At 60.7% G+C, this 12,697-nt stretch carries 12 protein-coding genes; 4 read left to right on the top strand and 8 right to left on the bottom strand.

Annotation, left to right across the window (positions count from 1 at the left end; translation table 11 throughout):
* Positions 1 to 115: 115 nt before the first annotated feature.
* From AEYBE204_RS21420 to htpX, 4 genes are all read right to left on the bottom strand, one after another.
* Complete coding sequence (locus AEYBE204_RS21420) at positions 116 to 1,849, bottom strand: heparinase II/III family protein (RefSeq protein ID WP_023460406.1); 1,734 nt, start codon at positions 1,847 to 1,849, stop codon at positions 116 to 118.
* 4 nt (positions 1,850 to 1,853) lie between these two features.
* On the bottom strand, positions 1,854 to 2,513 hold the full coding sequence (rpe, locus tag AEYBE204_RS21415; RefSeq protein WP_023460405.1) for a ribulose-phosphate 3-epimerase: 660 nt from the start codon (positions 2,511 to 2,513) through the stop codon (positions 1,854 to 1,856).
* Between the two features lie 10 nt (positions 2,514 to 2,523).
* Positions 2,524 to 3,930 (bottom strand): RsmB/NOP family class I SAM-dependent RNA methyltransferase, encoded by a 1,407-nt coding sequence (locus AEYBE204_RS21410; protein ID WP_023460404.1) that lies wholly within the window; start codon positions 3,928 to 3,930, stop codon positions 2,524 to 2,526.
* A gap of 125 nt (positions 3,931 to 4,055) precedes the next feature.
* Entirely contained in the window at positions 4,056 to 4,973 is a 918-nt protein-coding gene (htpX, locus tag AEYBE204_RS21405; protein ID WP_023460403.1) for a zinc metalloprotease HtpX, read from the bottom strand.
* A 96-nt stretch (positions 4,974 to 5,069) separates the two neighbouring features.
* Here htpX and AEYBE204_RS21400 point away from each other — a divergent pair, with 96 nt between their 5' ends.
* On the top strand, positions 5,070 to 5,306 hold the full coding sequence (locus AEYBE204_RS21400; RefSeq protein ID WP_023460402.1) for a DUF1674 domain-containing protein: 237 nt from the start codon (positions 5,070 to 5,072) through the stop codon (positions 5,304 to 5,306).
* Between the two features lie 247 nt (positions 5,307 to 5,553).
* On the opposite strand, the gene pyrF is transcribed toward AEYBE204_RS21400, so the two are convergent.
* On the bottom strand, positions 5,554 to 6,234 hold the full coding sequence (pyrF, locus tag AEYBE204_RS21395; protein WP_031229490.1) for an orotidine-5'-phosphate decarboxylase: 681 nt from the start codon (positions 6,232 to 6,234) through the stop codon (positions 5,554 to 5,556).
* A gap of 88 nt (positions 6,235 to 6,322) precedes the next feature.
* Here pyrF and AEYBE204_RS21390 point away from each other — a divergent pair, with 88 nt between their 5' ends.
* Entirely contained in the window at positions 6,323 to 7,039 is a 717-nt protein-coding gene (locus AEYBE204_RS21390; protein ID WP_023460400.1) for a MarC family protein, read from the top strand.
* A gap of 39 nt (positions 7,040 to 7,078) precedes the next feature.
* On the opposite strand, the gene AEYBE204_RS40175 is transcribed toward AEYBE204_RS21390, so the two are convergent.
* From AEYBE204_RS40175 to AEYBE204_RS21380, 3 genes are all read right to left on the bottom strand, one after another.
* On the bottom strand, positions 7,079 to 7,648 hold the full coding sequence (locus tag AEYBE204_RS40175; protein ID WP_155908170.1) for a hypothetical protein: 570 nt from the start codon (positions 7,646 to 7,648) through the stop codon (positions 7,079 to 7,081).
* Positions 7,649 to 7,737: 89 nt separating this feature from the next.
* Positions 7,738 to 8,535, bottom strand: a complete 798-nt coding sequence (locus tag AEYBE204_RS21385; RefSeq protein ID WP_031229488.1) for an SDR family oxidoreductase — start codon at positions 8,533 to 8,535, stop codon at positions 7,738 to 7,740.
* On the bottom strand, positions 8,532 to 8,951 hold the full coding sequence (locus AEYBE204_RS21380; RefSeq protein WP_023460398.1) for an Rrf2 family transcriptional regulator: 420 nt from the start codon (positions 8,949 to 8,951) through the stop codon (positions 8,532 to 8,534). Before AEYBE204_RS21380 ends, AEYBE204_RS21385 begins: the two co-directional genes overlap by 4 nt.
* Before the next feature lie 217 nt (positions 8,952 to 9,168).
* Between AEYBE204_RS21380 and AEYBE204_RS21375 the strand changes: the two genes are divergently transcribed.
* Both AEYBE204_RS21375 and AEYBE204_RS21370 read left to right on the top strand, forming a co-directional pair.
* Positions 9,169 to 11,199, top strand: a complete 2,031-nt coding sequence (locus tag AEYBE204_RS21375; RefSeq protein WP_023460397.1) for a potassium transporter Kup — start codon at positions 9,169 to 9,171, stop codon at positions 11,197 to 11,199.
* A gap of 141 nt (positions 11,200 to 11,340) precedes the next feature.
* Positions 11,341 to 12,573 carry an argininosuccinate synthase gene (locus AEYBE204_RS21370; protein ID WP_031229485.1) on the top strand — a complete coding sequence of 411 codons (1,233 nt, stop codon included), beginning with the start codon at positions 11,341 to 11,343 and terminating at the stop codon, positions 12,571 to 12,573.
* The last annotated feature ends 124 nt before the right edge of the window (positions 12,574 to 12,697 follow it).

Below are 12,697 nucleotides of genomic sequence, written 5' to 3'. Positions count from 1 at the left end.
AGCTTCCTCTGACTCGTCGCTTCCACTTCGTCCAATACGGCCCGTAAATCGGGGGAGTATGATTTGAATTCAGCCCGTCAGGCTCCTCGTTACGGGTGCAGGGTCCGTGACCGGGCTACCCCTCCGCCGGGGACAGCTTCCAGCGGATGCGTGTGGGCGTATCCAGACGACAAATCCCGCGCAGGCACAGGGTCGTCGACTTCTTCGGCAGGCCCTTGTCGAACACCGCCGACTCTTCGATGACCACCTCCTTCGCGTCGTGCCTGAGCCACCAGCCGCGCCCGCCGGGACCGCGCAGCAGGATCGAGCGCTTGTCGCGCGCCAGAGACGCCTGAACCTCCGGATGCAGCAGGAACCGCAGCGCATAGGGCGCGGACGCCGCCAGCTCTTTTTTCGGCTCGACGGGGATCAGTTTTTCCTCGCCGCGCAGTTCGTCGCGGCCCGGATCGACATAGAGGCGACGCTCGTGCTTGAGGCCGAACTGCGGCCGCCAGCCTTCGTGTTCCATCTCCAGCAGCGAGCCGGAATCGTCGGATTCGATGCGGCGCGAGCGGATGCGATAGCGCAGACCTTCCAGCGTGAAGTGCAGCAGTTCGCCGAACTTGCCGGTTATCGGGCTGAGGATGACGCCTTCGCCGATGGTCAGGCTGTTGGACGCCGACACCACGCGGAAGCCGTGCTGATCGGACTGCGACGACGACCAGCCGGGGGTGACGAACAGCTTGTCGCGTCCGCCGGAGACCTCGAAATTCATCGGGTGGTCGCAAGCCCCGTAACCCAGCACACCGGGCTTCGGCTCACCCGCATCTACGAACACACTAAGCGAGCGCCCCAGCATCCGGTGATAACGCCCGTGTTCCAGCGACAGCGGCAGGTTCGACAGGGCCAGTGGCCGCTTGTCCTCGTGCAGCAGCGCCGGGGCCACGGAGTCGCCGTCCACCGACTCGCCGCCCTGAAAGGCGCACAGCGAGCCGTCGGGATGCGACAGGGTGCGCACGAAACGGCTCAGGCGCTCGATGGCGACTTCGAGATATTCCGGGATGGCCAGACCGCGCTGATTGAGCGCGTCTTCGATCAGCAGCAGGTCATAGAGCAGTTCCAGCCCGGCCTGCGGACTGCGCGAGGCGTGCGAGCCGTCGGCCATGATGGCGCGTTTCAGCGCCTTGGGCAGGATACGCAAACCCTTCTTGCGCATCCGGTCGCCGACGTGACCCGACAACACGCAGCCGACCAGCACCAGCGCCGTAGCCTTTTGCGTGTACCACGCCAGATGCCGCGGCAGACGCCACAATTGCCGCGTCTGTTCGGCCATCGAGCGCGCCAGAATCTGCGCCTCGTCCTCGGACGCATAGGCGGCCAGACGGCGGGCAAAAATACTCAGATTGATCAGGCGGCGCGCCATGACTTCCTGCGACCAGACGAACGGCGTCCAGGTGCGGAAGGTTTTTTCCCACAGGAGGAACAGGCGCAGGCCTTCCTTGACGCCGTCCTCGCCCTGGGTCAGCAGGTGGCGCAGCCAGCAGAAACGGTGCAATTCGATGGCGAACGACCGCGTCGGCGACGGGCGATTCCATGGGTCGCCGGAGCCCTGAATGCTCATCCGCGCGCCACCGAGCGTATAGCGGCCCGCCATCATCGCCTTGCCGGTCGTGGCGACCGCCGGGCGGATTTCGTGCGGGGCGGCGATGAAGCCTTCGATCGACGGCCCCTTGAGCGTCAGGCCGTAGCCCGGCATCCCGTAGACCTCGGCGGCGATCTGACGCCGCGCCCAGGCCCGCACCACCCGCCACCACGGCGCACGCGGCACGACCTGACCGGCAATGGCGATGGGCTGCTCGTAGGCCTGCATTTAGTTACAGGCCTTTCAGGGTCTGGATATTGGACGCATAGGCCGACGGCCCGCCCTTGAAGACGGCGGTCCCGGCAACCAGCGCCGTTGCCCCGGCAGACACACACGCCGCGGCGTTTTGCAGATTGACCCCGCCATCGACCTGAAGGATCGCCGGGTGGCCCAGCGCGTCGAGCTTTTGACGCACGGTCTCGATCTTACGCAGTTGCGTGTCGATGAAGCTCTGCCCGCCGAAGCCCGGATTGACGCTCATGATCAGGATCAGGTCGAGATCGTCCATGATCCATTCCAGCCCCTCCAGCGGCGTCGCCGGATTGAGTACGACCCCTGCCTTGGCCCCGAGGTGACGAATCTGACGAAGGGTCCGGTGCAGGTGCGGTCCCGATTCCGGATGCACACTCATGATGTCGGCCCCGGCATGGCGGAAGGCTTCGAGGAACGGATCGACCGGCGCCACCATCAGATGAACGTCGAAGGTCTTCTGCGTATGCGGACGCAAGGATTTCACGACGTCCGGCCCGATGGTGACGTTCGGCACGAAGTGGCCGTCCATGACGTCGATGTGGATCCAGTCGGCCCCCGCTTCATCGATGGCGCGGACCTCTTCGCCCAGTTTCGAGAAATCCGAGGCGAGGATGGAGGGACAGATCAGGGGCGTCGTCATGGGCGTAACTTTAAACTGGATTGCGCTTGAGGTGGGCGATGAAGAACCCGTCCTGACCTCCCTTACGCTGATGCGGCAGCAATCTCAACCAGCCTTCGGGCGCAATTGAGGCGGCGGGAATATCCGGGTGCTGATCGGGAGTATGTTTGACCAGCGTAAAGGCCTTGTTCCGGCGCAGGAAGGCGAGAATCTGCGTTTCACCCTCCTCGCGCTCCAGCGAACAGGTACAGTAGACAAGGTCACCGTCCGGGGCGACCCGATCGGCCAAAGCATCCAACAGCCGGTGCTGCACGTCGGCCAGCTTGGCGACATCGGCGGGTTTCGACCCCCACAGCACGTCCGGCTGACGGCGATAGGTGCCGGTCGCCGAACAGGGCGCATCGACCAGCACCACGTCGAAGGTCCGCGGATCATCGAACGAGGCCGCGTCGGCATTGTGGATTTCGGCGGTCATGCCGAGACGTTTGAGGTTTTCCTCGACGCGCTTGAGGCGGTTTTTCGAGCGGTCGATGGCCACCACCGACGCGCCCTTCGCCACCAGTTGCAGCGTCTTGCCGCCCGGTGCCGCGCAGACATCGAGCGCGGTCTTGCCGGTCAGGTCGCCGAGCAGATTGACCGGCGTGGCGGCGGCGATATCCTGCACCCACCACAGGCCGTCTTCATATTCGGCCCAGTGGCGCAGATCGCCGCGCAGGCCTGAACGCATATTCAGTTCGCCAATAGCCTCGCCTTCCAGCTTCTCCAGTAGACGGTCGCGGTCGGCGCTATTACGGAAGCTGAGGTCGGTCGCCGGTTCCTCGGTCAGGACATTGGCCATGGCAGCGACATTATCCTCGCCATAGGTTTGCAGCCAGCGCTGCCACAGCCAGTCGGGCATCAGCTTCTTCGGATTAACGTCGCGCAGGCCGCCTTCGCGGATCAGGCCGCGCAGGATGGCGTTGATCAGGCCCTTGAACGGACGGGTCTTGTTGTCGCGTTCAGCGATCTTGACGGTGGTCGAAACGGCGGCGAAGTCAGGCACCTGCATGAAGAATATCTGCGCCATGCCGATGCGCAACAGGGCGCGGACGGCTTCGGGCGGCATCTTCTGGGTCTTGTTATGGATGATGTGGTCGAGGTGCCCCAGACGGCGCAGCACCAGCAGCGCCAAAGCGCGGGCAAAGGCGCGCTCGCTGTCCGACAGTTGGAGGAATTCCGCGGTGGACCCCGCTTCGTCGAAGCCGCCGCGGTGGTCGAGTGCCGCCTCGATCAGCTTCAGCGCGCCCAGACGGGCATTGAGGCCGATATCGTTGTCCATCGACTCATCCGGCGCAGGTTTCGGGGCCTTGATGGGCCGGTCACCGGTAGGCGGCTTTTTGAACGGGGCTTTTTTGAACGCAGGTTTTTTGAAGGTCGGCTTTTTGGGCGGGAGGGACATATCTTACTCTAAGATGCTGTGAAAATCCCCTCGCCCCCCATTCTTCACTTGTTTTTTGGGGAGAGGGTTAGGGTGAGGGGGCCCTATAGCAGCAAAAGTCCCTCACCCCAACTGTTTCGCTCAGCTTAGTTCGGCGTTGTCGGCACGCTCGTAAAGCCACCCGACGCGCTCTTGCCGCGCCCGCCCATGCGCACGGCCAGATCCATCAGCGCCCGAACGCGATTGTCCGTAGCCGGATGGGTCGAGAACAGGTTATCCATCCGGCGGCCCGACAGCGGGTTGATGATGAACATATGCGCCGAGGCCGGATTGCGCTCGGCTTCGTGGTTGGGGATGCCGTGCGCGAAGGTCTCGATCTTGCGCAAGGCGCGGGCCAGACTTTCCGGATCGCCGCAGATTTCGCCACCCAGCTTGTCGGCCTCGTATTCGCGCGTCCGCGAAATGGCCATCTGAACCAGCATGGCCGCTATGGGTGCCAAAATCGCCATCAGGATCGCGGCGATCGGGTTGATGCCATCCTCGTCATCGCTGTTGCCCGCCCCAAAGAACATGGCGAAGTTGGCCAGAGACGATATCGCACCGGCGATCGTCGCGGTGACCGTCATGGTCAGGGTGTCGCGGTTCTTCACGTGAGCCAGTTCGTGCGCCATAACGCCACGAATTTCCGCCCGGTCCAGCGCGCGCAGAAGGCCTGTCGTCGCGGCCACGGCGGCGTTTTGCGGGTTACGCCCTGTAGCGAAGGCGTTCGGCTGATCGTTATGGATGATGTAAACCGCCGGCATGGGCAGGCCCGCGCGCTGGCTCATCTCGGCGATATCGTCGTAGTAGTTGCGGATCAGGCCGGTGGCCTGACGCGGATCGACGGGCTCGGCCTGATAGGCCTTCAGAACCATCTTGTCGGAATTCCAGTAGGCGAAGGCGTTCATGGCCAAGGCAAGGCCCAGCGCGATCAGCATACCCGCAGGCCCGCCGATAGCCAGACCGATCACGCCGAACAGCGCGGTCATCCCTGCCAGTAGCATAAAGGTCTTGAACGGGTTCATCGGGGTGTAAGCTCCATAAAAAGTTGCGGGTTGTGAAGATCAACCCATGCGCCTAGATATAGGAATATCCGCGTTGAATTTAAGGCGATTACAAAGATGTCATCCGAAAATCACGACGAATCCGTCCCGCAATCGTTTGAATCGGAAGAAAAAATCGAGGTGCCTGCGAAGATTCTGACGCCTGCCGCCCAGCGCGCCCTCGCCGAGGCCGAACAACGTCGCGCTCAGGCCGAAGTCGAACGCCTGAAAGCCATCGAGGAAGGTGGCCCCAGCGGCCCTGAACCCACGCGCTACGGCGACTGGGAACGCAAGGGCATCGCGGTAGATTTTTAAAGCTTGGGAAACCAGACACCCTTTACATCGGGCGCATTCATATTGGGGCGTACGTGATACTCATCCAAGGTTCTGACGTCTATATCAGGGACAACCGTTTTTACTCTTCGTGCACCGAAAACAGGAAAAACGATTTGGCTGATGATACTTAAGGCGTCCGCTTCCGTATAGGCCGTAACGCCACAACCAAGATTTAATATTGACAGCTCTTCTGTCGGCTCGAACGTGAACCAATAGCGCGTAAGCACTATACCAACTCCGCCAATATCTTCTGCACCGCTTCGACCGGATCGGCGGCACGGGTGATCGGGCGACCGATGACCATATGCGACGCTCCATTGCGGATCGCATCGGCAGGCGTCGCGATGCGCTGCTGATCGTTGGCGTCGGCCCAGCCTGGGCGCACCCCCGGCGTCACGATCAGGAACTCAGACGGCACGCGGGCGCGGATCATCGCCGCTTCGTGCGGGCTGGCCACCACGCCGTCCATCCCCGCTTCGACCGCCTGATCGACGCGGCGCTTGACGAGGTCTTCCAGCGCCATGCCGTAGCCCATTTCATCGAGATGTGCCTGGGTCAGGCTGGTCATCACCGTCACGCCTAAAAGCTTGGTGTTGCCCACCCGCCCCTTGACCGCCGCCGCCATGACCTGAGGTTCGGCATGGACCGTCAGCATGTCGCAGACGCCTGAGGATATGGCCTGTGCCGCGCCTTCGACCTGCGCGCCGATATCGTGCAGTTTCCAGTCCTGAAACACCGCCTTACCCTGCGCGCCCAGTTCCTCGACCAGCGCATAACCGCCCTTGCCGAGCAGGGTCAGGCCGATCTTGTAGAAGCTGACGTGATCGCCCAGCCGCGCGACCAAAGCCCGCGCCGATTCCAGATCGGGCTCATCGAGGGCGACGATAATGCGGGGATCTGCGGGCAAGGACATGAGAGGCTCCGAAAGTTTTTTCTGTAACCAGATGCGCAGGTTTGGTACACAAATCCCTTGCGCTGGCATTCAGGGGAGCGTCATGGGCCTGGTTGAGCTTTACGTCAACTTTTTCATTACGCTGTTCGCGCTGCTCGATCCCATCGGCAATGTGCCGATCTTCGCCGCCGCGACGCGGACGCAATCGGATTCGTCGCGCCGCTGGCTGATCGTCTATATCTCGGCCTTCGCCGCCCTGTTCCTCAGCTTTTTCTTCTTCACCGGCCTCGGCCTGTTGCAGTTCTTCGGCATTTCGATGGACGCGTTCAGGATCGCCGGCGGGATATTGCTGTTCCTGTTGGGGCTCGATATGACGCGCGGCGATTTCCTGTCGATGTTCGAGGAAACCGAATCCCTCACCGAGGAAACCCTCGACGCGCATGGGATGCCATTGCGGGGCCGCGACCGCGCCAAGAAGTCGTTCGAGAAATTCGTCGTGCCGTTCGCGATTCCGCTACTGATCGGGCCGGGCGCGATCTCGACCGTCATCATTCAGGCGGGCGAGGCGCAGAAATACGGACTGACCGGCATGGCGGTAGGCCTAGGTGCGATTGTGTCAGCCGCCGTGGCGACCATGCTGGCCTTCTTCTTCTCAGGCTCGATTTCGAAGCTGCTGGGCCGCGTCGGCATGGTGGTGGTCATCCGCGTGCTGGGCCTGATCCTGTGCGCGCTGGCGATCCAGATCATCATTTCCGCCGTCAGCGTTATCACGCACGACATCATCGTGCCTGCAGCGGCACATCCGTATAGCGGGGAGTAAATGCCATATCATACCCCTATCACGTGGAGAAGGGTCTTACTAATTATCCAAGTCGGCTATGGTTGGCGTACTATCATCAGATGATTGGTTAGTTAGAGCCTTATTTGACGCCAAAATGTTAGCGACACGAATTCTATTTATTTCTCCAGGTGATAGCTTTGGCTCTTTGTTATTTTCTAATGAAGCCTCCGGCTTTTGTGATGCCGGTTTTTTGGCATTCGAAGGTTCTGTTATATTCGTAGCGAATATAGATTCTTGTTTTTCGTCAGCGATAAGCTTTTTGCGAAGAACGTGAAGTGAAAAAAACGCAAATGCCAAACAAATTATAATTATAAAAATAGTTAAATTTTTATCGATATTACACAATTTAATAATATATAATGTTAATAATAAGGATATCGGTATGTAAAAAATTGCTATCGCAATAATATATAGAGAGATTTTTAAATTGTATGTGTGACTTATGCCTTCTCTTGGAGGCATAATAACATAATTATTATATTTAGGCCTCACATCAACTAAATCTACAGGCAACCCTAATTTACGAGCCTTTTTACGTTGATATCGAAGAGAACCGCGGGACCGTGGTTGAATTCCACGATCCATCATTTCGGCCTGTATAAACAGCCAAATTATGATGCAAACTACGATCACTATAAAGTGCATAGGATTATCTATACATATTTAATTTATAACGGTCACCGCATCATACGCCGTAACTGGTTCGAAATCAGTTCCAGCGACCAGTCGTCCGGCAGAATTTTCAATAAAGCGGAGAGAAACTTGTTCGGCGCGCCCGGCACACAGATGGCGCGATTGGCCTCCGCCGCCTGATAGCCTTCGCGGGCCACCTCGTCGGCGCCCATCCACATCCATTCCGGCGTGTTCTGGCTGATGATGCGGCGCGAGCCCGTCACATCGTGGAATTCCGAATAGGTATAACCGGGACACAAAGCCGAAACGTGGACATTGTGATCGCGCGCCTCAAGGTGCAGGCCTTGCGAAAAGCGCGTCAGATAGGCCTTGGCCGGAGCATAGAGCGTATCCCCCGGCGACGCGGGCAGGTACGAGGCCAGAGACGCCACATTGATGATGCGCCCGAATTTCTGCTCGATCATCCCGGGCAGGACCAGATGCGCCAGTTCGGTCGGTGCCTGCATCAACACCCGCATGAAGGCTTCGTGCGCGGCAAAATCATTACCGACAAAGCCTTCCGGCAGGCCGTAACCGGCGTTGTTGACCAGCCCATCGACCTTGCGTCCCAGAGATGTCACGAAATCGACCAGCTTTTGCGGCGTGCCCTCTTCGGCCAGATCGGCGGCGATGAAGTGCGCCTCGACGCCGAAGCGCAGACGGATTTCTTCGACCAGCTTTTCCAGCCGCTCCTGACGACGGCCGGTCACCACCACGTCCCAGCCGTGCGAAGCATAGACGCGAGCAAAGGCCAGCCCAATGCCCGAGGTCGCCCCAGTGATGAGAACAAGGCGGCGCATCAGATGTTCCTGATCAAATCGGCGACGGTGATTTTCGACAGGGCGGCGGTGGCGGCGGAATTGGCCTCCTTCATCGCGCCCGACACGGCCTTGGGGATGGCCTGACCGACGGGGCAGCCATCGGCCCCCGGCGGGGCGCTACCCAGATGCGCACAGCCGTGCACGGCGTGCAGCACTTCGTCGAGCTTGATCTCACCGGCGTTTTTTAGCAGCCACGTACCGCCCGCTACGCCGGAGCAGGTATTGACCAGCCCGGCCTTGGCCAGTTGCGTGGTCATGCGGCGGATGACGACCGGATTGGTCGGGATCGACGCCGCCAGCACCGACGAGGACACCGCCTGTTCGCGCGAATAGGCCCCTTTGTGCGCCAGATAGGCGAGGGTGTGCGCGGCAACGGGAAATCTTTGACTGTCGGACATGGTTGTACACTTGTTACGATAATTTATGGCTTATTCCTAGAGGAATCCGGCTATTAGCTGCGAGGAATCCGGTTGTTAGCAGCGTTTGATGCACGCAGTCGCACGCACAGGATTTCGCCTGTGCAGTATTGTGGATTGAAACCTTCATGAAATGGGCGTAAGGAGCCCGCCGTTCAAGCGAGGACCGCGCATTTTGCGGGGCCTCAGGAGAGTTTACATGATCGGGGTTCCCCCTTCCGAAACCAGCGCCCCTTCTGCGGCTTCGGATACCACCGGCACGACCGGCGAAGCGGACAAAAGCGCCGCACACAAACCCACACATCACGAGTCGAACGGGCAGCCCCACAGCAACGGGCACCATGCCGGTTTCTGGGCGCTGGCCATCGGGTCGGTGGGGGTCGTGTTTGGCGATATCGGCACCTCGCCGCTGTATGCCTTCAAGGAAGCGCTGGCCGCCGCCGCCCATGACGGGGTGACGCGCTCGGAAATCCTCGGGGTCGTGTCGCTGGCCCTGTGGGCGATGATCCTCGTCGTGACGATCAAATATGTCGGCTTCATCATGCGCGCCGACAACAAGGGCGAAGGCGGGGTCCTGTCGCTCATGGCTTTGGCGCAGCGCGCTATCGGCAAGCGCACGGCCATCGTCTTTACGCTGGGCATCATCGGCGCGGCGCTGTTTTACGGCGATGCGGTGATCACGCCGGCCATGTCGGTCCTGTCCGCCGTCGAAGGCCTGCGCACCATTCCGGCCCTCGAAGGCCGTATCTCGACCGAGATGGTGTTGCTGATCGCCGGGATCATGCTGATCGGTCTGTTCAGCTTCCAGAGCAAGGGCACGGCCAAGGTCGGCCTGCTGTTCGGACCGGTCTGTCTCGTCTGGTTCACCGTCATGGCTATCCTGGGCGTCATGCAATTCGTCGGTCGGCCGGAAATCCTGATCGCCATCAATCCGTGGTACGCGGTCGAGTTCCTGATGGAGCACGGTCTGGCCGGATTCATCGTATTGGGCGCGGTGTTCCTGACGGTGACGGGGGCCGAAGCCCTGACCGCCGACATGGGCCACTTCGGGCGTTGGCCGATTCAGGCCGCGTGGCTGTTCTTCGTCCTGCCGTGTCTGGCGCTGAACTATCTCGGCCAAGGCGCACTGGCGCTCAACGTCCTGTCGGCGTCTCAGGCCTCGGGCGCACCGTTCGAGGAACTGAACTGGTTCTTTGAGATGGCGCCTTTGGCCCTGCGTCTGCCGCTGGTCCTGCTGGCCGGTCTGGCCACCGTCGTGGCGTCTCAGGCCGTCATCACCGGTGCGTTTTCGCTGACGCAACAGGCCATCCAGCTCGGCCTTCTGCCGCGCCTCAACGTCAAGCGGACCTCGGAAACGCAGGAAGGCCAGATCTTCGTGCCGCAGCTCAATTCAATGCTGCTGGTCGGCGTTATGGTCGTCATGGTCACCTTCCAGACCTCGTCGGCCCTGGCCCACGCCTACGGCCTTGCGGTGACCGGCACCATGGTTGTCACGACCCTGATGGCGGCCATCGTCATGCGTCAGATGTGGAAATGGGGCTGGCCGCGCGTTCTGGCCTTCATCATTCCGTTCGCTATCCTCGATCTTGCTTTCCTCAGCGCCAACATGCTGCGCTTCTTCTCCGGCGGCTGGCTGCCGGTGCTGATCGGAGCCTGTCTGTTCACCGTCATGGCGACCTGGGTGCGCGGCTCGCATATCCTGCTGGATAAGTCCCGCCGCGACAGCGTCTCGCTGACCGACCTTGCCGACATGCTCAAGAGCCGCCCGCCGCACCGCGTGTCGGGTACGGCGATCTTCCTGACCTCGGACCCCGACGTCGCCCCGGTCGCCCTGATGCACAATCTCAAACACAACAAGGTGCTGCACGAGAAAAACATCATACTGACCGTCCAGACCAAGAGTGTGCCACGCGTCAACGAGTCCGAGCGCATCACCATCGAGTCGCTCAATGACGACTTCAAGAAGCTGACGGTCAGCTACGGCTTCATGGAAAGCCCGAACCTGCCCAAGGCGCTGGGCATCTGTCGCAAGCAGGGTCTGAAGTTCGACATCATGGCGACCTCGTTCTTCCTCGGTCGTCGTTCGGTGGTCGCTTCGGCCAATTCGGGTATGCCGCTGTGGCAGGACCGGCTGTACATCTTCCTGATGCGCAACGCGACCAACCCGACCGAGTTCTTCCATATCCCGCCGGGTCGGGTCGTTGAACTTGGAACGCAGGTATCTGTATAAATGAAGCCCCTTCCCTGATCTCAGGGGAGGGGCTTTTCGCATTATCCCTTGCATCGCGGCCCCTCTGGTCTTAAACGCGCGGACAATAGTTTTCGCCCCCCAACCGGAGTGGTTTGCCTCATGTCTTCGCCCCCCAAGAACTTGGCTGAAAAGCCCGTCAAGAAAGTCGTCCTCGCCTATTCGGGCGGTCTGGACACCTCGATCATCCTGAAGTGGCTGCAAACCGAATACGGCGCCGAAGTCGTTACCTTCACCGCCGACCTCGGTCAGGGTGAAGAGCTGGAACCGGCGCGCAAGAAGGCCGAACTGCTCGGCATCAAGCCGGAAAACATCTATATCGAAGACGTCCGCGAAGAGTTCGTGCGCGACTACGTCTTCCCGATGTTCCGCGCCAACACGGTCTATGAAGGCCAGTACCTGCTCGGTACCTCGATCGCCCGCCCGCTGATCGCCAAGAAGCAGATCGAGATCGCCCGCAAGGTCGGCGCCGACGCCGTCTGCCATGGCGCGACCGGCAAGGGCAATGATCAGGTCCGTTTCGAGCTCGGCTATTACGGCCTTGAGCCCGACATCCGCGTCATCGCCCCGTGGCGTGAGTGGGAATTCGCCTCGCGCGAATCCCTGCTCGCCTTCGCCGAACAGCACCAGATTCCTATCGCCAAGGACAAGCGCGGCGACGCGCCGTTCTCGGTCGACGCCAACCTGCTGCACTCGTCGTCCGAAGGCAAGGTGCTGGAAGACCCGGCGGTCGAAGCCCCGGAATTCGTCTATCAGCGCACTATATCGCCCGAAGCCGCGCCGGACACCCCCACCGTCTTCACCATCGACTTCGAAAAGGGCGATCCGGTCGCCATCAATGGCGAGGCCCTGTCGCCCGCCGCCCTGCTCACCAAGCTGAACCAGTTGGGCCACGACAACGGCGTCGGTCGTCTGGACCTCGTCGAAAACCGCTTCGTTGGCATGAAGTCGCGCGGCGTCTATGAGACCCCCGGCGGTACGATCCTGCTGGCGGCGCACCGCGGCATCGAGTCGATCACGCTGGACCGCGGCGCCATGCACCTGAAGGACGAACTGATGCCGAAATACGCATCGCTGGTCTATAACGGCTTCTGGTTCTCGCCCGAGCGCGAAATGCTGCAAGCCGCCATCGACTATTCGCAGGCCAAGGTTACCGGCCGCGTGACGGTGAAGCTGTACAAGGGCAACACCACGATCATCGGGCGCGAAAGCCCCTATTCGCTGTACGATCAGGACCTCGTCACCTTCGAAGAAGGCAAGGTCGCCTATGATCACCGCGACGCGGCGGGCTTCATCAAGCTCAACGCCCTGCGCCTGCGTGTCGCCGCTAAGCGTGACGCCCGCGACGCAAAGTAATGGGGTGTGGGGTCCCTGACCCCACGAACCTTTTAACACTAAAAAAACCCTGCTCAGTTGAGCAGGGTTTTTTTAGTGTTAAAAAGACTTGGGGCCCCAAGAAGCGTCTTTGGCCCCAAACCCC

It is taken from the genome of Asticcacaulis sp. YBE204 (assembly GCF_000495855.1).
GTDB lineage: Bacteria > Pseudomonadota > Alphaproteobacteria > Caulobacterales > Caulobacteraceae > Asticcacaulis.
The sequence above is the reverse complement of the archived record's forward strand: the minus strand, read 5'-3'. Positions and strand labels throughout refer to the sequence as shown.

Bases quoted from the DNA above. Each gene is read 5' to 3' on its own strand.
- AEYBE204_RS40175 (WP_155908170.1), bottom strand. From the start codon at position 7,648: ATGATGGATCGTGGAATTCAACCACGGTCCCGCGGTTCTCTTCGATAT.
- AEYBE204_RS21410 (WP_023460404.1), bottom strand. From the start codon at position 3,930: ATGTCCCTCCCGCCCAAAAAGCCGACCTTCAAAAAACCTGCGTTCAAA.
- AEYBE204_RS21375 (WP_023460397.1), top strand. From the start codon at position 9,169: ATGATCGGGGTTCCCCCTTCCGAAACCAGCGCCCCTTCTGCGGCTTCG.
- rpe (WP_023460405.1), bottom strand. From the start codon at position 2,513: ATGACGACGCCCCTGATCTGTCCCTCCATCCTCGCCTCGGATTTCTCG.
- htpX (WP_023460403.1), bottom strand. From the start codon at position 4,973: ATGAACCCGTTCAAGACCTTTATGCTACTGGCAGGGATGACCGCGCTG.
- AEYBE204_RS21390 (WP_023460400.1), top strand. From the start codon at position 6,323: ATGGGCCTGGTTGAGCTTTACGTCAACTTTTTCATTACGCTGTTCGCG.
- AEYBE204_RS21400 (WP_023460402.1), top strand. From the start codon at position 5,070: ATGTCATCCGAAAATCACGACGAATCCGTCCCGCAATCGTTTGAATCG.
- AEYBE204_RS21380 (WP_023460398.1), bottom strand. From the start codon at position 8,951: ATGTCCGACAGTCAAAGATTTCCCGTTGCCGCGCACACCCTCGCCTAT.
- AEYBE204_RS21420 (WP_023460406.1), bottom strand. From the start codon at position 1,849: ATGCAGGCCTACGAGCAGCCCATCGCCATTGCCGGTCAGGTCGTGCCG.